Genomic DNA, 22,044 nt, shown 5'->3' on the forward strand with positions numbered 1-22,044 from the left:
CCACAGTCAGCCATGCGCGGATCGGATGCCGAAAGGTCAGGCCTTACGCTCGATCGGTGCGGAAAACGGGGCTAGGCTCATGCCGGTGAGCGCACGCGCAGGCATCGTCGTCACCGGAACCGAGGTCCTCACCGGACGAGTCCAGGATGCAAACGGCCCCTGGATCGCCGAACGCCTTCTGGAGCTCGGCGTCGAACTGGCGCACATCACGATCTGCGGCGACCGGCCCGCCGACATCGAGGCGCAGCTGCGGTTCCTGGCGGACGAGGATATGGACCTGATCGTCACCAGCGGCGGGCTGGGGCCCACCGCCGACGACATGACCGTCGAGGTAGTGGCCCGGTTCTGCGGACGCAAGCTGCTCCTCGACGCCGAAACCGAGAACAAGATCGCCGACATCCTCAAAAGGCTGATGGCGCATTTCGATTCGGACAGCTTCGACGCGGTGCGCGCCGCCAACCGCAAACAGGCCATGATCCCCGAGGGCGCACAGATCCTCGACCCGGTGGGCACCGCCCCGGGTGTGGTGGTTCCGGGCAAGCCGACGGTCATCGTGCTTCCGGGCCCCCCGCGCGAGCTGCAGCCGATGTGGCTCAGGGCCATCGAGACCGCCGCGGCACAGCAGGCGATCGCGGGACGCACCAGCTACCGGCAGGAGACCATCCGCATGTTCGGGCTGCCCGAGTCGAGGCTGGCCGAGACGCTGCGCAGCGCCGAAGAAGCCGTCCCCGGTTTCGGCCGACTCGAGATCACCACCTGCCTGCGACGCGGGGAGATCGAGATGGTCACCCGCTTCGAACCGGATGCCGGGGATGCGTACGCGGAGCTGACCCGACTGCTCCGCGCCGAGCACGGTGACCAGCTCTACTCCGAGGACGGGTCCACCGTGGACGATCAGGTCGCCCGGCTGCTGACCGGCCGCCGGATCGCGACCGCGGAATCCTGCACGGCGGGGCTGCTGGCGGCGCGGCTGACCGACCGGCCCGGCTCGTCCGACTACGTGATGGGCGGCGTGGCGAGCTACTCCAACGAGGCGAAAGCGAACCTGTTAGACGTCGACCCGACCCTGATCGCAGAACACGGGGCGGTGTCCGAGCCGGTCGCCGAGGCGATGGCACGCGGTGCGCTGGGTCGCTTCGGCGCCGACACTGCCGTCGCGATCACCGGGATCGCCGGCCCGGGCGGGGGGACCGAGCAGAAGCCCGTCGGGACGGTGTGTTTCACCGTGATGCTCGCCGACGGCCGGACAGACACCCGCACGCTGCGGCTACCCGGCAACCGATCCGACATCCGCGACCGCTCGACGACGGTGGCCATGCACCTGTTGCGGCGCGCGCTGGGCGACGCAGCAGCCGGTTAGTCACGCTTCCGTTCGGACAACAGCACTTTCGGCGGTGCCGAAGCGGATTCCGGTGGCGTCCTTGCCGATCAGCGTCAGCACCGTGACGGCCAACAGCACCGGCACGATCGTCGCCGCCAACGCAAAGGGATAGCCGTGCGACTCGGCCAGGTGCTCCTGAATCGGCAAGTTGAACGCCGCCAGCAGGTTGCCGAGTTGGTAGGTCACCCCGGGGTAGAGGCCGCGGATGGCGTCGGGCGACAGCTCGGTCAGATGCGCCGGGATCACCCCCCACGCGCCCTGCACGCAGAGCTGCATCAGGAACGAGCCGAGACACAGCATGGCCGCGGTGCGCGAGTAGGCGAACAGCGGCACGATCGGCAGCCCCAGCAGCGCGCAGAACACCACGGTGTGGCGGCGGCTGAACCGCTGGGAGAGCGTGCCGAAGACCAGCCCCCCGACGATGGCGCCGACGTTGTAGACCACCGCGATCCACTTGACGGTCACGCTGGACAGACCGGCGCCGTGGTTGGCCGTCGCACCCAGGAACGTGGGGTAGACGTCCTGGGTGCCGTGACTCATGTAGTTGAAGGCGGTCATCAGCAGCACCAGGTAGATGAACCGGCGGATGATCGTCTTCTTTCGCAGCACGTCGCGGATCTTGGTGCTGGTGAGCCGCAGCCGGTCCTGGGTGGCCTCCCAAACCTCGGACTCCTCGACCCGATACCGCACGATCAGACTGACCAGGGCCGGGACGATGCTCAGGGCGAACAGCCAGCGCCACGACAGGCCCAGCAGGTTCATCACCACCAGCGAGGCCAGGCTGGCCAGCAGGTAGCCGAACGCGTAGCCCTCCTGCAGCAGCCCGGAGAAGAAGCCGCGCCGTTCGCTGGGCACCTTCTCCATCGCGAGCGCGGCGCCCAGCCCCCATTCGCCGCCCATCCCGATGCCATAGAACAGGCGCAGGATCACCAGCACGGTGAAGTTGGGCGCGAACGCACACAAAAACCCGACCACGGAGTAGAACACCACGTCCACCATCAGCGGGAGCCGGCGGCCGACCCGGTCGGCCCAGAGCCCGAACAACAACGCGCCCACGGGCCGCATGACCAGGGTGGCCGTCGTGACGAACGCGACCTCGGCCTTGCTGCGGTGGAACGTGATCGCGATGTCGGTGTAGACGAACACCACGATGAAGTAGTCGAAGGCGTCCATGGTCCACCCCAGCCACGCCGCGACGAACGAGTTCCGCTGGTCGCGGGTGATCTTCTCCCGAGCACGTTGTGCCGTCACGTGAGCATCGTGCAGTACCGGGCGCAGCGGCGCGGGGGTATGTTGCGGATGCATGCGGATCATCGACGCCGACGGGCATGTCGTCGAGAACTCGTCGCTGGCGACCGAAGCGATGCAGCGCTGGCCGCAGTACGTCAAGCCCAGCGCCGACGGGAGCCGGTTGACGTTCGAGGGCCGCAGCTACCCCGAGGATCAGGGCACGGGCGCGGGCTGTCCGCCCCGGCACGGGATCAGCACGGCGCCCGGCATCAATTGCCGTTCGGCCGAGGGCGTTCTGGGTGATGCCGACCGCGACCACATCGACACGATGGTGCTCTACCCGAGCCTCGGATTGTGCGCGCCCAGCCTCGAGGACCCCGAGTTCGCCGCCGGGTTCTGCCGGCTCTACAACCAGTGGATCGCGGACTACTGCGCCTCGTCGGGCGGCCGGTTGCGCGGCGTCGGCGTCACCCCGATCGAGCACGGCCGGGTGGCCGTCGACGTCATGACCGAGGCCAAAGCCCTCGGGCTGGTGGCGACCCTCGTCCCGCCGGCCCTCAAGACGCGCAACCTCGACCATCCCGACCTCGATCCGTTCTACGCCGCCGCCGTCGACCTGGAGATGCCGCTCGGCATCCACGGCGCACCCGGCGTACACCTGCCGAAGATCGGCGTCGACCGCTTCACCAACTACATCCAGGTGCACTGCGTCAGCTTCCCGTTCGACCAGATGACCGCGATGACCGCGCTGGTGTCGGGAGGTGTCTTCGAGCGGCACCCCCGGCTGCGGGTGGCCTTCCTCGAGGCCGGAGCCGGCTGGGTCCCCTTCTTCATCGATCGCCTGCACGAGCACTACGAGAAGCGGGGCGACTGGGTCGAACGCGGGTGGCGCCGTGCCCCGCACGAGTATGTGGCCGCGGGCAACATCTGGGTGACCTGTGAGCCGGAGGAGCCGATCCTGCCCGGCGTGATCGACGTGCTGAGCGCCGACTTCATCATGTTCGCCAGCGACTACCCGCACTGGGACAGCGAATGGCCGGAAAGCACCAAGCCCCTGCGCACCCGCGCCGACATCAGCGAAGAGGCGCGAGCAAAGATCGGCGGGCGCAACGCGCAGCGTTTCTACAACCTGACCCGAACCGGCTGACGCCGAGCAAACTCGGTGGCAGGATCGTGCGACATGGGTGCTTTTCTGCTTCGCGCGGCATTGACCGGATTCGCACTGTGGTTGGTCACCCAGTTCATCCACGGGATCCGATTCGTCGGCGGCCATAGCACACTGCAGACGGTCGGCATCGTCTTCGTCGTGGCCGTGATCTTCGGTCTCGTCAACGCCTTCATCAAGCCGATCGTCCAGATCTTGTCGATCCCCCTCTACATCCTGACGCTCGGCCTCATCCACATCGTGATCAACGCGCTGATGCTGTGGATCACCGCGTGGATCACCAGGCACACCACGCACTGGGGACTGCAGATCGACCACTTCTGGTGGACGGCGATCTGGGCGGCCATCGTGCTGTCCCTCGTCAGCTGGGTGCTGTCGCTGGTGATCCGTGACGTCAACAGTCGCCGCGGCTGAGCTCACCGGCCTCGACGAGGCGCACCACGTCGCGCGCGCAACCCCAGGACAGGGTCACGCCGTTGCTGCTGTGCCCGTAGTTGTGGACCAGGCGCGCCCGTCCCAGCGGTTCGGCCTCCACTCGCACCGACGGCCGGTCCGGACGCAGCCCGGTGATCGTTCCGATCACGTCGGCTTCTCGGAGTCGCGGCTCGATCCGCCTGCACCGCTGCAGGATTCGCTCGCTCACCGCGGGATCGGCGGTGGTGTCCCAACGGCCGGGAATGCTGATGCCACCGCAGACCACGCGCTGTGGGTGCGGGAAGAAGCAGGTCCATTCCGGACCACCGTCGACCTCCAGGAAGAGTTGCCGCAGGCCGGGATTCGTCAGCACGACGTGCTGTCCGAACAGCGGGCGCACCGTGTCGTCGCCCGCGAGGCCCCCGGCGCCGAGGCCGGCGCAGTTGACCACGATGGGCGCTGTGTCGGCGACCTCGGCGAGTGACCCGACCGGACGCGCCTCGATCTCGCATCCGGCGGCCGCCAGCCGCCGCACCAGGTAATCGAGGTAGTGCGGCATATCGATCATCGGCATGGTGGCGCGAAACGCGATGTCGTAGCCGTCGGGGATGTCGGCGGGCCCGACGGGCCGCAGGTCGGGGATCAAGGCGGCCGCCGACGACATCGCGTCGCTCAGGTCACCGGCCGCCAGCGCCGGCGCCATCCGCACCCCCGTGTCCGGGTCCGCGGCCAGGTCGCGGAACACCCGCAGGGAATGTGCGGTCCACGCCAGCGCCTCGGTGGCGCGTGTGGCCGGCCGCGGGGGAGCCCACACCGCACCCGCTACCGCCGACGTCGTCTGCTGCGGCATCGCGGTCGCCCACACCCGCACCGGCCAGCCCGCTTCGGCCAGACAGATGGCCGACGTCAGCCCGCTGACACCGGCGCCGACCACGACGATCTGCTGGGCGGTGGCCACGGCGGCGGCGACTTACGGGTGGGGCCCGTTCGCGCCGAGCAACCCGTTGAGGATGCCCAACTGGGCGCCCGCGATTTGCGGTGGCACCTCCCCGGGCGGATTGGCGTCCGGAGTCAGTTGCCAGGGCTGGCAGCCGCTGGTCTTGAACGACTTGTCAGTGGCGTCGATGCGGACCACCTGCGGCTTTTTCGTCAGGGCGTTGTCGAGGAGGTTCCCGTCGGGGTTGCCCAGCCGCTTCCAGTAGCACGCACCGTCCCCGACCGGGCCGCCCGAGCTGTAGATGCCCGGCACGATGTCGGAGCCCACCGCGTAGGTGCCGTCCTTGTCGATGGTCGTCTTCGGTGCGGGCGGCGGCGCCGGCTCCGGGTCGGCGCCGGCAACGCCGGCACCCGCAACCCAGCCCGCGAGCAGCAACCCGGCTGCGCCGAACGGTGCCGCGATCGCCGCCTTCGATTTCGGCCTCATAGCAGAGCAGCTTACCGGCGCGAGCGACCGGGTGGCATCCCTCGGTACGCCACCCTCGCCCCAGACGCACGGCGCCCCGCCAGCCGGGGCGGCTCGCGGGGCGCCGTGCGATCAATCAGCGCAGGTCGTAGCGGTCCAGGTTCATCACCTTGTCCCACGCCGCGACGAAGTCCCGCACGAACTTCTGCTGCCCGTCCGCGGCGCCGTAGACCTCGGCCAGGGCGCGCAGCTCCGAGTTGGAGCCGAAGACCAGATCGGCCGCGGTCGCCGTCCACTTGAGTTCACCGCTCGCGCGGTCGCGTCCCTCGTAGACGTTCTCGGCCGACTCCGAAACCTTCCACTCGTAGCTCATGTCGAGCAGGTTCACGAAGAAGTCGTTGGTCAGCATCCCCGGCCGGTCGGTGAACACACCGTGCTTGGACTGCCCGACGTTGGCGCCCAGGGCTCGCATGCCCCCGACGAGCACCGTCATCTCCGGCGGCGTCAACGTCAACATGAAGGCCCGGTCGACCAACAGGTGCTCCGGCGAGAGCTTCTCGCCGGTCCGGTGGTAGTTGCGGAAGCCGTCGGCCCGCGGCTCGAGCACCGCGAACGACTCGGCATCGGTCTGCTCCGCAGAGGCGTCGGTGCGGCCCGGCGCAAATGGCACCGTGACGTCCTCGCCGGCCTTCTTGGCCGCCTGCTCGACCGCCGCACAGCCGCCCAGGACGATCAGGTCGGCCAGCGAGACCTTCTTCCCACCCGACGCCGAGGAGTTGAAATCCTGCTGGACGCGCTCGAGGGCCTGCAGCACCCCGGCCAACCGCGCCGGCTCATTGACCTCCCAATCCTTCTGTGGCGCAAGGCGTATGCGTGCCCCGTTGGCCCCACCGCGCTTGTCGGTGCCGCGGAAGCTGGCCGCTGAGGACCACGCGGTGAAGACCAGCTCGGAAATCGAGGGCCCCGAATCGAGGACCTTGGCCTTGAGCGCGGCGATGTCGTTCGCGTCGATCAGTGGGTGGTCGACCGCGGGGACCGGGTCCTGCCACAGCTGCGGCTCGGGAATCCACGGCCCCAGGTAGCGCGAGACCGGTCCCATGTCGCGGTGCAGCAGCTTGTACCAGGCCTTGCCGAATTCCTCTTCCAGTTCTTCGGGATGGTCCAGCCAGCGCCGGGTGATCTTCTCGTAGACGGGGTCCACCCGCATCGACAGGTCGGTGGTGAGCATCGTCGGGTTGCGCGTCAACGACGGGTCTTCGGGGTCGGGAATGGTGCCGGCGCCGGCGCCGTCCTTGGGCGTCCACTGCCAGCAGTCCGCCGGGCTCTTGGTCAGTTCCCATTCGTAGCCGTACAGGAGTTCCACGAAGCTGTTGTCCCACTTCGTCGGGGTGGGCGTCCACACGACCTCCAGGCCGCTGCCCATCGTGTCGCGGCCCATGCCCGAGCCGAACGAGCTCTTCCACCCGATTCCCTGCTGCTCGATCGGACACCCCTCGGGCTCCGGGCCGACAAGGTCGGACCGGCCGGCCCCGTGACACTTGCCGACCGTGTGACCGCCGACGATCAGCGCCGCGGTCTCCACATCGTTCATCGCCATGCGGGCGAACGTCTCGCGGATGTCCTTGGCCGCCGCCAGCGGATCCGGTTGCCCGTTGGGGCCCTCCGGGTTCACGTAGATGAGTCCCATCTGGGTGGCGCCGAACGGGTTGGCCAGGTCGCGGTCGCCGCTGTAGCGCTCGTCGCCGAGCCAGGTGTCCTCCGAGCCCCAGTAGACGTCGTCGGGCTCCCAGATGTCCTCGCGACCGAACCCGAAGCCGAAGGTCTTGAAGCCCATCGCCTCGTAGGCGCAGTTGCCGGCGAAGATGATCAGGTCGGCCCAGGAGATCTTCTGTCCGTACTTCTGTTTGACCGGCCACAGCAACCGGCGCGCCCGGTCGAGGAGCACGTTGTCGGGCCAGCTGTTCAGCGGTGCGTAGCGCTGGGCGCCCCTGCCGCCGCCGCCGCGCCCGTCGGCGATGCGATACGTGCCCGCGGCATGCCAGCTCATCCTGATGAAGAGCGGCCCGTAGTGGCCGTAGTCGGCCGGCCACCAGTCCTGGGAGTCGGTCATGACCGCGATGAGGTCCCTCTTGAGGGCCTCGACGTCGAGTGTCTTGAAGGCCTCGGCGTAGTCGAAGTCCTCGCCCATGGGGTTCGACCGCGGCGAATTCCGGCGCAACACATCCAGATCCGGCTGGTTCGGCCACCAGTCCTGGTTCCGCTGCGGTGGACGTGTGTGCGGAGTCGGGGAGGGAATGGCTGGGTTCTCGCTCTCGGACACGTCGATCCTTCCTAGGGTTGGCTGAAACGTTGCCACGATCACGGATGCGATCGCGAAGCCTCCGGTGCTGAGCAATCCGGGCATTGGCCCCAGTAGATGACCTCGGCCTCGTCGAGCCGGAATCCGTCCAGAACGCCCGTGTCACCGGCCGGGGTCAGACAGGGCGCCGCGCCGACGGCGCAGTCGATGTCGGCGATGCTGCCGCAGGACCGGCAGACGAGGTGGTGATGGTTGTCCCCGATCCGCGATTCGTAGCGCGCGACCGAACCCGACGGCTGGATCCGTCGCACCAGGCCGGCCGCGGTCAGGGCGTGCAGGGCGTCGTAAACGGTCTGGCGGGAGACCTCGGGCAACTCGGTGCGCACCGCTCCGTAGAGCGTGTCTGTGTCGGCGTGCGGGTTCGCATTCACCGCCGCCAGAACCGCGACCCGTGGGCGGGTCACCCGTAAGTCGGCCACGCGCAAGCGATTCGCGTGGTCCCACGCCGACGACACACAGACAGAATGCTCTTAGTTTCTGGAATCGGTCAAGACTCTCGGTCGATCCGATTCGCGCGCCGCGGCGGGGGCGCGGCCTCAGCTTTCTCCCCAGCTATCCCAGAAGGTGACGTTTCCCGCGGGAGGCCTTGCCGCAGGCCGGAATTCGGTGCCGACCGTGTAAGCCACGGGGAACAGCGCGGCCTGGGTGACCACGGCCGGGATGCCGAGCAGTTCGGCGACCTGTCGTTCCTGGGCCAGATGCATCGTCGTCCACACCGATCCCAACCCGCGTGACCGCAGGGCGAGCAGGAAGCTCCAGCCGGCCGGAATGATCGACGTCCACGCCGAGGCGGCCGTCAGCAGGTCGCTGGCGTCGAAGCGCCGCTGCAGGCACGGGATGACGTGCACGGGAACCTGCGCCAGGATCTCGGTCAGACTCAGCGCCCTGCGGTAGACCCGCCGCGTCTGCGGATCGGACGCGGTCGCGACGGCCTGCGCGAGGTACTCGGCGCCGATGCTGCGGTATGTCTCGGCGATCGCGGCGCGTTTGGCGGCGTCGGTGATCACCAGCCAACGCCAGTCCTGCGCATTGCTTGCCGTGGGCGCCTGCATCGCCAGCCGGACGCAGTCGAGGATGACGTCCCGGCCGACCGGCCGGTTCAGATCGACGCGTTTGCGCACTGCGCGGGTGGGGGTCAGCACTTTGTCGACCGAAGCGATGTCCATGGCGTCCTTCCCGCCGGGCGGTCGGCGAGTTCCTGCCCGGCGCAGACCGTTACCACGCCGAGCAAACCAGATGCCCGGCCCGGCTGTCTAGGTCTCTTGCCGGCCGGGTGTCGCCCGGTTCAGGATCCGTGCGGCGTCGTGGACCATTTCGCCGATGATGTCGGCGGCCGGGCGCACGGCGCGGATGCGGCCTATCGCCTCGCCGACCAGCACGGTGACGACGTCGAAATCCTCCGTCTCGAGCGCCTTCTGGAAGGTGCTCACCATCTCCGGTAGTCGCTGCAGCAGTTGCGCCTCGTTGCCGTGCCATGCCCGAACGAACGTGTTTGCGACCAGCCGCGCGTCGTATCCTTCCGGCCAATCCTGCTGGCGCACAAGGTCGTAAACCCGGGTACGGATGGTCTCGTCGCCGCTTGCGGCCATGCCCCGGCGGTGGGCTCGCGACGACACCAACGCCTCGGTGGCCGCCCAGAACCGGGTGCCGACGAGCGCGCCGTCCGCACCGAGCGCCAGCGCCGCCGCCAACCCGCGCCCGTCGGCGACACCGCCGGCGGCCACCACCGGCGTCGCGGGGGAGCGTTCGGCGGCCAGGTCGACCACGTCGGGCACCAGCGTGAACGTGCAGCGCACGCTTTTTCCGTGCCCGCCCGCCTCGCCGCCCTGGGCCACCAGAACGTCCGCGCCGATGTCCAGGGCCCGGCGGGCCTGCTCGAGGTCCTGCACCTGGGCGGTGAGCGGGACGCCGGCGGCGCGGATGCGGTCGGCGAACGGACGCGGGTCGCCGAAGGACACCATGACGGTCGCCGGTTGTGCCTCCAGCGCCAGGTCGAGTACCGCGGGATCGCGGGTCAGGCTCCAGGTGATGAACCCGTATCCCACGCGCGCACCGCCGGTCTTGCCGATCTCGGTTCGCAGCCAGTCGGCCTCGCCGTACCCGCCGCCGACCAGGCCCAGGCCGCCTGCCCCGGTCACCGCCGCCGCAAGCCGTCCCCCGGCAACCCGGGCCATCGGCGCCAGCAGGATGGGGTGTTCGATGCCGAAGAACCGGGTGAGCCGTGTGTGTAATGGCATGGCGATCTCCTCCGTCGGGGCGACTTCTACAACCGCCGCCAGGCCCCCGGCAATCCCGGGCCGCCGGCGTCAGGCCAGCGGCGCCAAACCGGAGCGCACCAGGTCCAGGCTCGCGGCCGCGACGTCGCCGAGGTCGCCGGTGCAGCCGTGGCGGCCCCAGTTCTCCACCGCGACGACCAGGGCCGCCGCCGGCGCGGAGCCGCCGACCTCGGCAGCGAGGTCGGTGTCCGCGACCTCCTTGGTCGGAACGTGTCGGAAGAAGGCGCATTCGGCGACACCGGAGTCCCGGGCCGGCCCGGTCACGGTGACGTTGGCTAATCCCTTGCGCGCGAAACTGTTCCGCGCGGCGCTGCGCAGCGCTCATGGGTCGACCGTCGGCGTGGCTGGTGCGAGCTGCCTTTCCGCGCCAAGGTCGACCGGATTCTCGTCGCCCACGAGCCCGAACACGTTCCCGCCGAACTCACCTCACGGTTCTCCGCCCGCGACCACCGCGCGTCGTTCGTGCAACTCCACGTCGCCCTGGACGGGCTGCCCGAGTTCGACCCGCCCTGCGACTTCCTGAACGAGACGGGCATGCAACAGTCGTTCGGCATCTTCGGATCGCCGGAGGAACAGCAGCTGCGGTGGGAGACCTGCCGGCGCGGCATCGGCCCGGACAACCCCTTCAGGGAATCCAAATCCCCGCCGCGCACGATCCGGGCATGGCCCCACCCGCCAAGCACGCCGCCAGCACGGTCATCTCAAAAGTCGGCGACTTCTGCCATGGCCCCTGCCGCACCCGGACCACCTGACGGGCCCGAACCGGCCGGGGCCCGAGGGATTCCCGGCCTTCCCGGTCCCGATCGGCGGCCTGTATCTCGGCCGCGCGGGATGCCCGGGCGGACCGGGGATCACGTTCGTTCCGGGCTACACCGCCGCCTACCGGGTGCTCGAGGACCGTCTGGCGTCGCGAGTCGTCGATGCGCCGCCGGGCCGGGCCGTCAGGACCCGAACGTGCCGGTGAGCTGGGCTTGCGCGACGGCGGCGCCCGCTATCGTCTGAGCCGCTCGCTGACCGGCCATGCCGCCGGGCAGCTCATAGGCGGCGGGCAGCTGGTACAGCGTGAACCGGTAGTGGTGTACCCCGCTGCCCGGCGGCGGGCACGGACCAGTGTACCCCGGGCGGCCGCCCGAGTTCGGCAGGCTGGTCGCGCCGTCGGGGGTCTGGCCGTCGGCCGTGGCGCCCATTCCGGGCGGGATGCCGACCACGATCCAGTGGACATAGGTGCCGCCGACGGCGTCGGGATCGTCGACCACCAGGGCCGCCGCCAGCGGCGCCGACCACGTCAACGGGGGCGCGGTGTTAGCCCCTTTACAGGTGTATTCGACGGGGATCGGCGCGCCGTCGGCGAAGGCGGGACTGCCGATCGTCACCGGGCCGGCGGCGGGGGCCTCCGGCACGGTGCGGGCGACTGTCGTCAGCTTCGGCGTCGCCGGCGCCGTCATCCTGCTGCCGCCGTGGCCGCCGCAGCCGGCCTGCGCCAGCACGAGCGCCAACCCGGCGCCGGCAAGCGCGACGCGCCGTGCGGTGCCGACCAGTGTGGACTTCATAGGGTCAGTGTCGCCGACCACGGTCGCCGAATAAAGGCCTTTCGTCACCGAAAGCGGGCCGGCTACGCGCCGCCCTTCTTCACCTCGAGCACCCGCTTGCGCAGGCCCCGGGTGGCCGTGTCCATCAAGCTCTTGGCCCCTCTTTTGACCAGGAACCCCGGGACCGGCGCCATGAGGTCGACGGTGAGTTCGAAACGGACCCGGGTGGCGTCGCCCTCCGGGGTCAGGGTGTAGCGGCCGTCCTGGGCGCGTTGCTGTTTGGCTCTGATCAGCGTCCAGCTCACCCCGTCGTCGTGCACCTCGTAGGCCAGTTCCTGCTCGTCGCTGACGCCCACCAGTTTGACCACCTGCCGGGACCTGCTGGGGTGGCCCGCGTCGTCACGCTCGAGCACTTCGACCTTGCGGTGCACCGAGGACCACTCGGTCAGCGCTTCGAGATCGAACAGCACGCCCATGATCTCGTCGGGCGTCGCCTCGATGACGACTTCGCGGGACTCGGTGACAGCCATGCGACGAAGATAGCCGCTGGGAGGATGCGCGAAACTCGGTTTGCGCGACGACGCCGGCCAGGCGGGGGAGAACGGCGTCGCGCCATCCGGTGCCCATGCGCTCGAAGGCGTCCGCCATCCTGTTGTCCTCGAGGTCAAAACCGCTGCGGTGCGGGAACACCCGCCTGCCCCAACCCGGCATGTCCAGGGCGGACTGGTGACCCGCCACGGCGGCCACCTCACCTTCGGCCCACCACAGCCTCATCAGCTCGGGCTCGGCCAGCAATCGCCACACCGTCGCCGTTGGCGCCGCGACGAATTGGTCCACCCGGATGGTCGCCGGCGTCGCTTTCCCCGTCATTCCAGCTCCTCTGCCGCTTCGGCGGGTGCGGCCAGCCGCGCACCCCAGAACCTCTCGAACGGATGCAGCCACTCGCCCAGCGCCGCCAGTGGTTCCGCGGTCAAGCGGTAGATGCGGCGGCGGCCCTGCGCTTCGCCGGCCACCAGGCCGGCCTCGCGCAGCACCTTGAGATGCCCGGCGATCGCGGGCCGGCTGAGCTCGAACTGGTCGCTGAGCTCCCCGGCCGAACGCGGCCGGCTTCGCAGGATCTTCAGGAGTTCCCGCCGCACCGGATTGGCCAGGGCGAGAAAGACGCGGTCGGTGCCGGTCATGCCGATCAATATATGTCGAACATTTCCGACAAGTCAAGGATTCCCGACACATTGGGCGCCGGCGCCGGCCCGGCGCGACCAGCGTCAGGCCCCGTGAACTTCGCCTGGGAGCAGTTGACGGGCAGCGTGCATCGCTGCCGGCTACCGTTCTGCGACGTGACGATCGGACTGGTGCCGGGCCGCGACGGGGCGCTGCTCTTCGACACCGGTACCACGCTCGCCGAAGCCGCGGCCATCGACGCCGGCGTGCGAGGGCTCACCGGCCGGGCGGTCACCCATATCGCATTGACCCACAGGCACTTCCAGACTCACAGGCACTTCCAGACTCACAGGCACTTCCAGACTCACAGGCACTTCGAGACCCACAGGCACTTCGACCATGTCCTGGGCTCCTCGTTCTTCGGCGCGGCCGACGTCTACTGCGCACCCGAAGTCGCCGCGGAGATCCAGTCCGGCGCTCGGCGCTTCCGCGATGAAGCGGTGCGCCGTGGCGCCGACCCCGTGCATGCCGACCGCGCGATCGCGGCCCTGCGGCCGCCGGGGCACGTCACCCGGGAGGCCGTCGTGGACCTCGGCGCCCGGGCCGTGACGATCACCCACCCCGGCCGCGGGCACACCACCGCCGACCTGGTCGTGGTCGCGCCCCCGTCCGACGATGCCGACCCGGTCGTGGTGTTCACCGGCGACCTAGTCGAGGAATCCGCCGACCCGGCGATCGACGCCGACTCCGACGTGGCGGCCTGGCCGGCCACGCTGGGCCGCGTGCTGCGGATCGGGGGGCCCAACGCCCGCTACGTCCCGGGCCACGGCAGAGTCGTCGACGCCCAGTTCGTGCGCCGACAGCGGGAGTGGCTGAGCCGGCGCGCGGCCACCGGACGAGCCTAGCGGCCGGCCGCCCGGGCCGACGCCAGCGAGAAGCGTTGTGCGCCAACATCTATCAGCGCACCCGTCGTCGATGGTGCCCGGCCGGCGGCGCCGCGCATGCGGCCGGCGCCGGGCAGGCAGAGGGGTACTTCGACCCGTGATTGAACTGCGGTTGCCAGGGATAGACTCTGGTGCAACGGAACCTGAAGAGGAGCGTAACCCCATGGCCATCATCGACACGGACACCGCGGTCCGAGCACCGTTCGACGACGACGTCGCCGCCACCCAGCGATACATCGACGGCCCGCGCTTCACCGGCATCACCCGCCTCTACACGGCCCGCCAGGTCGCCGAGCAACGCGGCACCATCCCTGTCGACTACCCCGTGGCGCGGGAAGCGGCGGCGGCCTTCTACGAGCGGCTGCGGGAGCTCTTCGCGGCGAAGAAGAGCATCACGACCTTCGGGCCCTACTCGCCCGGTCAGGCCGTGGCCATGAAACGGATGGGCATCGAAGGCATCTACCTCGGTGGCTGGGCGACCTCCGCCAAAGGCTCCACCACCGAGGACCCGGGGCCCGACCTCGCCAGCTACCCGCTGAGCCAGGTGCCCGACGACGCCGCGGTCCTGGTGCGCGCCCTGCTCACCGCCGATCGCAACCAGCAGTATCAGCGCCTGCACATGAGTGAGGGCCAGCGTGCCGCGGCCCCGGCGTACGACTACCGCCCGTTCATCATCGCCGACGCCGACACGGGCCACGGCGGTGACCCGCACGTGCGCAACCTGATCCGCCGCTTCGTCGAGATCGGAGTCCCGGGCTACCACATCGAAGACCAGCGTCCCGGCACCAAGAAGTGCGGGCATCAGGGCGGCAAGGTCCTGGTGCCGTCGGACGAACAGATCAAGCGCCTCAACGCCGCCCGGTTCCAGCTCGACATCATGCGGGTGTCCGGAATCATCGTCGCGCGCACCGACGCCGAGGCGGCCACCCTGATCGACAGCCGCGCCGACGAGCGCGACCAGCCGTTCCTGCTGGGCGCCACGAACCTGAACATTCCCTCCTACAAGGCCTGCTTCCTGGCGCTGGTCCGGCGTTTCTATGAGCTGGGCGTCAAGGACCTCAACGGGCACCTCCTGTACGCGCTGTCGGACTCGGAGTACGCCAGCGCCACGGCCTGGCTGGAACGCCAGGGCATCCAGGGCCTGGTTTCCGACGCCGTCAACGCCTGGCGGGAGAACAGCGAGACCTCGATCGACGATCTGTTCGATCAGGTCGAGTCCCGGTTCGTGGCCGCCTGGGAGGACGACGCCGGACTGATGACGTACGGCGAGGCCGTCGCCGGGGTGCTCCAGTTCGGCCAGAGCGAGGATGAGCCGGTCGACATGAGCCCCGAGGAGTGGCGCCGCTTCGCCCACCGCGCGTCGCTGTACACCGCGCGGGAGAAGGCCAGGGAGTTGGGCGCCGACCCCGGTTGGGACTGCGAGCTGGCCAAGACGCCCGAGGGCTACTACCAGATCCGGGGCGGTATTCCGTATGCGATCGCCAAGTCGCTCGCGGCCGCGCCGTTCGCCGACATCATCTGGATGGAGACGAAGACGGCGGACCTGGCCGAAGCCCGTGAGTTCGCCGAGGCCATCCACGCCCGTTTCCCGGAGAAGATGCTCGCCTACAACCTGTCCCCGTCGTTCAACTGGGACACCACCGGCATGACCGACGAGGAGATGCGGCGCTTCCCCGAGGAGCTCGGCAAGATGGGCTTCGTCTTCAACTTCATCACCTACGGCGGACACCAGATCGACGGCGTCGCCGCCGAGGAGTTCGCGACCGCGCTGCGGCAGGACGGCATGCTGGCGCTGGCTCGTCTGCAACGCAAGATGCGGCTGGTGGAGTCGCCGTATCGCACGCCGCAGACGTTGGTCGGCGGGCCGCGCAGCGACGCGGCGCTGGCCGCCTCCTCCGGGCGCACCGCGACCACCAAGGCCATGGGCAAGGGATCCACCCAGCATCAGCACCTGGTGCAGACCGAGGTGCCCAAGAAGCTGCTGGAGGAATGGCTGACGTTGTGGAGCGAGCACTACCACCTCGGCGAGAAGCTGCGCGTGCAGCTGCGGCCGCGCCGGGCCGGCTCGGACGTGCTGGTGCTCGGCATCTACGGCAACGGGGACGAGCAGCTGGCCAACGTCGTCTTCGACCCCATCAAGGACCGCCACGGTCGCAGCATCCTCACGGTGCGCGACCAGAACACCTTCGCCGAGAAGCTCCGCCAGAAGCGGCTGATGACCCTGATCCACCTGTGGCTGGTGCACCGCTTCAAGGCCGACGCGGTCTACTACGTCACCCCCACCAAGGACAACCTGTACCAGACCTCGAAGATGAAGTCGCACGGCATCTTCAGCGAGGTCAACCAGGAGGTGGGCGAGATCATCGTCGCGGAGGTGAACCACCCGCGAATCGAGGAGCTGCTCAAGCCCGACCGCGTCGCGCTGCGCAAGCTGATCACCAAGGAGGGGTAGCCGCCCGCGCACCAGCCCCTCGCGTTCTTCCAGGTCCGCCGCCGGCAAAACGATGTGGTTTGCGTCTTCGTGCGCCGGGGTACGGATGGATGGACAAGGGGTGTGGCGCGAACGGAAAGTGGTGGCCCTGTCGAGAACTGCAGCCAGCAACGCCGTCGCGGTGTTCGGCGGCGCGTCCATGCTCGTGGTGGCGGTCGGCTGCGGCGGGGGTTGCGTCGGCAACGTCTGCGGCGGCTACCCGTGATCGCACGGGTCTGCTGAACGCCGAACAAAGTCTTGCTCCCAAGTCGATGGGGCCACGCTCGCGAGCCGGCCCCATCGGCTGAGCAATTTTTGGCAGGGGACCCGCGAAGGCCTGGGGCGGGCACCGGATCCGAGTTATGGTTCTGCGCAACTCAACCGCAAGAGGAGCCCGATGGCCAAGCTCAGGTTCGGATACTTCATCGCCCCCTTCCACCGCGCGGGAACCAATCCGACGCTTGCCCTGCAGCGAGACCTGGAGTTCGTCCAACATCTCGACGCCCTCGGCTTCGACGAGGTCTGGCTGGGGGAGCACCACTCGGCGGGCAGCGAGATCATCAGCTCGCCCGAGATCTTCATCGCCGCCGCCGCCGAACGCGCCAAACGGATCCGCTTCGGCACCGGGGTGATCTCGCTGGCCTACCACAATCCGCTCTGGGTCGCCGACCGGCTGATGCTGCTCGATCACCTCACCCACGGCCGCGTGATCGGAGGGGTCGGCCCCGGTTCCCTGCCCACCGACTCCGCGATGATCGGCCTCACCCCCACCGACACGCGCGAGCTGCTCGAGACCAACCTCGACATCGTCGTGCGCCTGCTGGCGGGCGAGACGGTGTCCGCGAAAACCGCCACGCACCAACTGTTCGACGCGCGGTTGCAGCTCGCGCCGTATTCCGACGGCGGGATTCCGCTGTCGGTCGCGGCCGTCGCCTCGCCGACGGGCGCGCGGCTGGCCGGCAAGCACGGCATCGGCCTGCTGTCGATCGGGGCGACGCTGATCGTCGAGGGCTTCGACGCGCTCGCCTACCACTGGGGCATTGTCGAGGAGCGCGCGGCGGCCTTCGGCACGCAGGTCGACCGGAACAACTGGAGCCTGGTCGGGCTGTTCCATCTCGCCGAGACGGACAAGCAGGCGCGCGAAGAGGTGAAGTTCGGCATCGAGCCGTGGTTCCGCTACTTCCAGAAGGTGGCCGCCTTCCCGCAGATGACCATGCCGGGGGAACAGCTCGACGAGATGATCGACGTCATCAACGACAACGGGGCGGGGGTGATCGGCACCCCGGAGCGGGCTCGGGCCCAGGTGCAGCGGCTCTGGGACCAGTCCGGCGGGTTCGGCTGCATGCTGCAGATGGGCCACGAGTGGGCCAATCCGGCGGCGACCAAACGGTCCGCCGAGCTGTTCGCCGCCGAGGTGATGCCGCACTTCCAGGGGCAGGCTCAGCCGACGCTGGACGCCGCCGCGCGCGCCGGGCAGGTGCGCGACGACCTCGCCCAGACCCAGCTGCAGGCCGTCGAGCACATGAGCAAGAAGTATCAGGACGAGCTCAACTCGACGTAGCGGCGCGGATGCCGAACCACGTGTCGAGCGCGCCGCGCAGCCCGCGCAGTTCGTCGCCGCCGGGCGCGGCGGCCGAGGACGCCCACGCCACATAACCGTCGGGGCGCACCAGCACGGCCGTCGCGGCGATGTCGCCGACCGGCCGGCCCGCGGCGACGGTGACCTGCCCGGCGAGGTCGGCCGTCGCGCCGGCCACCACCGCGCCCGCGGTCACATCGATCAGCAACGGCCGTCCGTCGCGGGCCAGCTCGGCAACGCGGCGGGCCCCCGCGGCACCCAGGACGGCGAAGTGGGGCACCCAGTGCCCCACCAGCGGATGCGCGTCGGGGCCTGTGGCGTAACGGTTTTCCGCTCCCGACACCAGATCGCCGAGCCGGCGGACGACCTCGGGGTCGGTGACCAGTTCCGCGAAGAGCCGGCGCAGGGCCGTGACCTCCGGTCCCGGACGCACCAGCGCCAGCTGGGCGCGACTGTGCATGATGACCCGTTCGGCGGCCGGCCGCCGCTCGGCCTCGTAGCTCGCGAGCAGGGTGGGCTCGACGCGCCCGTGCAGCACGGCCGCCAGCTTCCAGCCCAGGTTCGCCGCGTCCTGCAAACCCAGGTTGAGTCCCGGCCCGCCCATGGGGGAATGCACGTGTGCCGCGTCGCCCACCAGGATCACCCGGCCCAGCTGGTAGCGGGGCGCGAGACGCGAGTTGATGCCGGAGAAGCGGCGCAGGTCCAGCGGTTCGTCGGACGAAGGCGACGCCGGTCGCAACGGAAGGTCGGCGCCGATGACGCGCTTGGCCGCGGCTTCCAGCTCGGCCAGGCTCATCGCCGGGTCGTCGTCGCCTGTCTCGTCGTGGGGGTGTTCGAGAGCCGAGCTGTCCAGCTCGAACACGATCACCGCCGCCCGGCCCCCGAGCGCGCCGAACGCGAACACGCCGCGCTCGGCGCGGTGGAACTGCAGCGGCGGGACGCGCCCGAACCCGGGGATGTCCAGCACGCCGCTGACCGGATCGACCCACTCGTCGGGCGGCAGCACGTCGAAACCCATCCGGGTGGTGACGTCGTACGACGACATCCCGGGGAAGTCGATGCCGGCCAGCTTGCGGGTCGGGCTGGTGCCGCCGTCGGCGCCGACAAGGTATGCGGTCCGCAGCTGGTAGGCGCCGTCGGGGCCCTCGACGTGCACCGTGACGCCGTCGGCGTCCTGGTCGAAGCCGGTGAGCGCGTGTCCCCACCGGATGTCGACGCCGTGTCCGCGGGCCCGCTCGGCAAGCACCTGCACGAGCCTGGGCTGCTGCACGGGGAGCAGGAAGACCTGCGAATCCGGCACCTGGGTGAGATCCAGCGGGAAGGCGGCGAACATCGGGCGGGGGTCGAGCCGGGGCGGCTCGTCGGTCCCGGCGAGCACGCCGTAGAGGCCACGGTGATCCAGGATGCGAACCCCTTGGCCGATAATGCCGTTGGCTCGCCGCTGCGGGTTGGGTCCCGGCATCGGATCCAGCACGACGGGGCGAATCCCGGCCAGCCCGAGTTCGCCGGCCAGCATCAGCCCGTTGGGGCCGGCGCCAGCGATGACGACGTCAATCACTTAGCCCAGCTTAATGAATTAGGCGCGGGCCCGCCACGCCGCCGCCTACCGTCCGTGAAATGCCTTGCGCGACAACATGCTAACGGTCAAGCCTGCCATTCGGCCGCCTTGACCAGTCGACCGGCGAAAAATCGAACCGCTCCGCCCAGGGCCGCGCGCATCAGCGGGCCCGTCCCACGCACGCCCTCGACGAACGAGCCGGTCCAGCGGATGTCGGTGCCGCCGGCCGCGTTCGGTGTGAGCACCACCTCGCCGTGGTAGTCCTTGGCCGGGCTGGGCGGCCCGACCAGCCTGTAGGCGTGGCGGCGGTCCTGGTCGTACTCGACGGTCTCCTCCTGGATCAGCAGCGGCCACATCCCCACCTTGCGAATGGCGCCCACGCCACCCGGCGCCGGGTCACCCTGCCGCGCCCAGCTCGACTGGAGAACGATCGGCTTGGCCCAGGTGGACCAGTTCGCGCCGTCCGTCACGAGCCCGAACAGCGTCGCGGCCGGCGCGCTGCTGGTCCGGTTGATCTCGAAGGAAAACGTACGACCCGACATGCGTTTCTCCCTGGCTCCCGGGCAACACGGACGGCCGCCTCGAATGGCGCTGCCGGTACCCTACCGCGCACCGCGTCGGTCCCCGCCGATCACGCCGCCGGAGCCGGCCGGCGCGAGGTCGCCGTTGCCTACACTGCGCTTATGAATTCCGGTTCCCCGCAGAGCGACAGGAGTATCCCCGGGCTCCTCGACATCGAGGACTGCCTGGACGCCGACGGCGAGATCGTGCTGCCTGCCGGCGTCACGCTGATCTCCCTGATCGAGCGCAACATCGCGAACGTCGGCGACGCGGTGGCCTACCGCTACCTGGACTACAACCGCGGCGCCGACGGCCGCGCCGAAGAGGTGAGCTGGACACAATTCGGCGCCCGGCTCCAGGCCGTCGGCGCCCGGGTGCAGCGCACCGCGAGCCGTGGCGAGCGGGTCGCGATCCTCGCACCGCAGGGCATCGACTACGTCGCCGGTTTCTACGCGGCGATCAAGGCCGGCGCCATCGCCGTGCCGCTGTTCGCGCCCGAACTGCCGGGCCACGCCGAACGCCTCGACACGGCGCTGCGCGACTCGCAGCCGTCGGTGATCCTCACCACGACGGAGGCCGCGGGCGCCGTCGAGGACTTCCTGAACAACCTGCCGCGCCCGCAACGCCCGCAGGTCTTGCTCATCGATCAGATCCCCGACTCGGAGGGGGAGTCGTTCGCCCCCACCGATCTCGGCATGGACGATGTCTCGCACCTGCAGTACACCTCCGGCGCGACGCGCCCCCCGGTCGGCGTGGAGATCACCCACCGGGCGGTCGGCACCAACCTGACCCAGATGATCCTGTCCATCGACCTGCTGGACCGAAACACCCACGGCGTCAGCTGGTTACCGCTCTACCACGACATGGGCCTGTCGATGATCGGCTTCCCCGCGGTGTACGGCGGGCACTCCACGCTGATGTCGCCGACCGCGTTCGTCCGCCGGCCGCAGCGCTGGATCCAGGCCCTGTCCGCCGGGTCGCGGGAGGGCCGCGTGGTGACCGCCGCGCCCAACTTCGCCTACGAGTGGACCGCCCAGCGCGGCCTGCCCGCGCCGAACGACGACATCGACCTGCGCAACGTGGTGATGATCATCGGCTCCGAACCGGTCAGCATCGACGCGATCCGCACCTTCAACAAGGCGTTCGCCCCCTACGGATTACCGCGGACCGCGTTCAAACCGTCCTACGGCATCGCGGAAGCGACCCTGATGATCGCGACCATTGCGCCCAGCGCCGAGGCGACGGCGGTGTACCTCGACCGCGAACAACTGGGCGCCGGCCACGCCGTACGCGTCGCGCCGGACGCCCCCAACGCGGTGGTTCAGGTGTCCTGCGGCCAGGTGGCCCGCAGCCTGCGGGCTGTCATCGTCGACCCGGACACCGGGAGCGAGCTGTCCGACGGCGAGGTCGGCGAGATCTGGTTGCAGGGCAACAACGTCGGCCGCGGCTACTGGTGCCGGCCCGAGGAAAGCCGCCGGGCGTTCGGCTCAAGACTGCGGTCGCGGCTGCCCGAACGCAGTCACGCCGAGGGCTCCAACACCGACGGCAGCTGGCTGCGGACCGGCGACCTGGGGGTGTACCTCGACGGCGAAATCTATGTCACCGGCCGGATCGCCGACCTGGTGACCGTCGACGGCCGCAACCACTACCCGCATGACATCGAGGCGACGGTCGCGGACGCCTCGCCGATGGTGCGCCGGGGCTATGTCGCGGCGTTCGCGGTGCCGGCCGGCGACGCGCTTTCGGATGGGCCGGGCCAACGGCTCGTGATCGTCGCCGAACGCGCGGCGGGCACCAGTCGCGCCGACCCGCAGCCGGCGATCGAGGCGATCCGGGCCGCCGTGTCGCACCGGCACGGGGTGCCGGTTTCCGACGTGCGGTTCCTGCCGGCCGGCGCCATCCCGCGCACCACCAGCGGCAAACTCGCCCGCCGGGCCTGCCGCGCGCAATACCTGAGCGGCACCCTGGGCAGCCACTGACCCCGGGCGGAACGCCCGAAAAGGCCTGCGCACCGG

General features: G+C 69.8%; 20 protein-coding genes and 3 pseudogenes. 9 read left to right on the forward strand and 14 right to left on the reverse strand.

Annotated features, from left to right (window positions below; all coding sequences use genetic code 11):
• Window positions 1-85: 85 nt before the first annotated feature.
• A complete protein-coding gene (locus tag FPZ47_RS16380) occupies window positions 86-1,360 on the forward strand; it encodes a competence/damage-inducible protein A (RefSeq protein WP_484213795.1) in 1,275 nt (424 codons plus the stop codon).
• Here FPZ47_RS16380 and FPZ47_RS16385 read toward each other — a convergent pair whose 3' ends face one another.
• The gene (locus tag FPZ47_RS16385; protein ID WP_425461803.1) at window positions 1,361-2,695 is read right to left on the reverse strand and encodes an MFS transporter; all 1,335 of its coding nucleotides are present in this window, start codon (window positions 2,693-2,695) and stop codon (window positions 1,361-1,363) included.
• On the opposite strand from FPZ47_RS16385, the gene FPZ47_RS16390 reads away from it, so the two are divergent.
• Entirely contained in the window at window positions 2,685-3,758 is a 1,074-nt protein-coding gene (locus FPZ47_RS16390; RefSeq protein ID WP_144952849.1) for an amidohydrolase family protein, read from the forward strand. The two genes, FPZ47_RS16385 and FPZ47_RS16390, sit on opposite strands and share 11 nt — an antisense overlap.
• Before the next feature lie 33 nt (window positions 3,759-3,791).
• The gene (locus FPZ47_RS16395; protein WP_144952847.1) at window positions 3,792-4,190 is read left to right on the forward strand and encodes a phage holin family protein; all 399 of its coding nucleotides are present in this window, start codon (window positions 3,792-3,794) and stop codon (window positions 4,188-4,190) included.
• Here the strand turns inward: FPZ47_RS16395 and FPZ47_RS16400 are convergent.
• From FPZ47_RS16400 to FPZ47_RS16430, 7 genes and pseudogenes are all read right to left on the reverse strand, one after another.
• Window positions 4,171-5,148, reverse strand: a complete 978-nt coding sequence (locus tag FPZ47_RS16400) for an FAD-dependent oxidoreductase (protein ID WP_144952845.1) — start codon at window positions 5,146-5,148, stop codon at window positions 4,171-4,173. The genes FPZ47_RS16395 and FPZ47_RS16400 overlap by 20 nt on opposite strands.
• Window positions 5,149-5,160: 12 nt before the next feature.
• Window positions 5,161-5,613, reverse strand: a complete 453-nt coding sequence (locus FPZ47_RS16405; protein ID WP_144952843.1) for an Rv1352/Rv1906c domain-containing protein — start codon at window positions 5,611-5,613, stop codon at window positions 5,161-5,163.
• A gap of 115 nt (window positions 5,614-5,728) precedes the next feature.
• Window positions 5,729-7,918, reverse strand: coding sequence for a catalase/peroxidase HPI (katG, locus tag FPZ47_RS16410; RefSeq protein ID WP_246133453.1), 2,190 nt, complete (start codon window positions 7,916-7,918; stop codon window positions 5,729-5,731).
• A gap of 32 nt (window positions 7,919-7,950) precedes the next feature.
• A complete protein-coding gene (locus FPZ47_RS16415; RefSeq protein ID WP_144952839.1) occupies window positions 7,951-8,406 on the reverse strand; it encodes a Fur family transcriptional regulator in 456 nt (151 codons plus the stop codon).
• An 81-nt stretch (window positions 8,407-8,487) separates the two neighbouring features.
• A complete protein-coding gene (locus FPZ47_RS16420) occupies window positions 8,488-9,117 on the reverse strand; it encodes a nitroreductase family protein (RefSeq protein WP_144952837.1) in 630 nt (209 codons plus the stop codon).
• Between the two features lie 87 nt (window positions 9,118-9,204).
• Window positions 9,205-10,188, reverse strand: a complete 984-nt coding sequence (locus tag FPZ47_RS16425) for an NAD(P)H-dependent flavin oxidoreductase (protein WP_144952835.1) — start codon at window positions 10,186-10,188, stop codon at window positions 9,205-9,207.
• A gap of 69 nt (window positions 10,189-10,257) precedes the next feature.
• A pseudogene (locus tag FPZ47_RS16430) lies at window positions 10,258-10,598 on the reverse strand (TetR/AcrR family transcriptional regulator).
• A gap of 28 nt (window positions 10,599-10,626) precedes the next feature.
• Between FPZ47_RS16430 and FPZ47_RS29545 the strand changes: the two are divergent.
• Window positions 10,627-11,191 (forward strand): annotated as a pseudogene (locus tag FPZ47_RS29545) (hypothetical protein); the annotation flags it as partial.
• Here the strand turns inward: FPZ47_RS29545 and FPZ47_RS16440 are convergent.
• The 4 genes and pseudogenes from FPZ47_RS16440 to FPZ47_RS16455 form a co-directional block, all read right to left on the reverse strand.
• On the reverse strand, window positions 11,169-11,777 hold the full coding sequence (locus FPZ47_RS16440; protein WP_144952833.1) for a YbhB/YbcL family Raf kinase inhibitor-like protein: 609 nt from the start codon (window positions 11,775-11,777) through the stop codon (window positions 11,169-11,171). The pseudogene FPZ47_RS29545 and the gene FPZ47_RS16440 overlap by 23 nt on opposite strands.
• Before the next feature lie 62 nt (window positions 11,778-11,839).
• Window positions 11,840-12,286 carry an SRPBCC family protein gene (locus FPZ47_RS16445; RefSeq protein ID WP_144952831.1) on the reverse strand — a complete coding sequence of 149 codons (447 nt, stop codon included), beginning with the start codon at window positions 12,284-12,286 and terminating at the stop codon, window positions 11,840-11,842.
• A 49-nt stretch (window positions 12,287-12,335) separates the two neighbouring features.
• Window positions 12,336-12,626 (reverse strand): annotated as a pseudogene (locus tag FPZ47_RS16450) (SRPBCC domain-containing protein); the annotation flags it as partial.
• Window positions 12,623-12,937, reverse strand: a complete 315-nt coding sequence (locus tag FPZ47_RS16455; protein ID WP_144952829.1) for an ArsR/SmtB family transcription factor — start codon at window positions 12,935-12,937, stop codon at window positions 12,623-12,625. The pseudogene FPZ47_RS16450 and the gene FPZ47_RS16455, both read right to left, overlap by 4 nt.
• 93 nt (window positions 12,938-13,030) lie before the next feature.
• Between FPZ47_RS16455 and FPZ47_RS16460 the strand changes: the two genes are divergently transcribed.
• The 4 genes from FPZ47_RS16460 to FPZ47_RS16470 all read left to right on the forward strand — a co-directional run bounded on the left by FPZ47_RS16460 (window position 13,031) and on the right by FPZ47_RS16470 (window position 17,892).
• Entirely contained in the window at window positions 13,031-13,822 is a 792-nt protein-coding gene (locus FPZ47_RS16460) for an MBL fold metallo-hydrolase (protein ID WP_144952827.1), read from the forward strand.
• Between the two features lie 202 nt (window positions 13,823-14,024).
• Entirely contained in the window at window positions 14,025-16,313 is a 2,289-nt protein-coding gene (gene aceA / locus FPZ47_RS16465; RefSeq protein ID WP_144952825.1) for an isocitrate lyase ICL2, read from the forward strand.
• 85 nt (window positions 16,314-16,398) lie between these two features.
• Complete coding sequence (locus FPZ47_RS28425; protein WP_168209477.1) at window positions 16,399-16,557, forward strand: hypothetical protein; 159 nt, start codon at window positions 16,399-16,401, stop codon at window positions 16,555-16,557.
• 171 nt (window positions 16,558-16,728) lie between these two features.
• A complete protein-coding gene (locus tag FPZ47_RS16470) occupies window positions 16,729-17,892 on the forward strand; it encodes an LLM class flavin-dependent oxidoreductase (protein ID WP_144952824.1) in 1,164 nt (387 codons plus the stop codon).
• Here FPZ47_RS16470 and FPZ47_RS16475 read toward each other — a convergent pair.
• Entirely contained in the window at window positions 17,879-19,468 is a 1,590-nt protein-coding gene (locus FPZ47_RS16475; protein ID WP_144952823.1) for an FAD-dependent monooxygenase, read from the reverse strand. The two genes, FPZ47_RS16470 and FPZ47_RS16475, sit on opposite strands and share 14 nt — an antisense overlap.
• A gap of 86 nt (window positions 19,469-19,554) precedes the next feature.
• Complete coding sequence (locus FPZ47_RS16480) at window positions 19,555-20,010, reverse strand: SRPBCC family protein (protein ID WP_144952822.1); 456 nt, start codon at window positions 20,008-20,010, stop codon at window positions 19,555-19,557.
• A gap of 141 nt (window positions 20,011-20,151) precedes the next feature.
• Between FPZ47_RS16480 and FPZ47_RS16485 the strand changes: the two genes are divergently transcribed.
• On the forward strand, window positions 20,152-22,008 hold the full coding sequence (locus FPZ47_RS16485) for a fatty acyl-AMP ligase (RefSeq protein ID WP_144952821.1): 1,857 nt from the start codon (window positions 20,152-20,154) through the stop codon (window positions 22,006-22,008).
• The last annotated feature ends 36 nt before the right edge of the window (window positions 22,009-22,044 follow it).

The sequence above is a fragment of the Mycobacterium helveticum genome (genome assembly GCF_007714205.1).
Lineage (GTDB): Bacteria > Actinomycetota > Actinomycetes > Mycobacteriales > Mycobacteriaceae > Mycobacterium > Mycobacterium helveticum.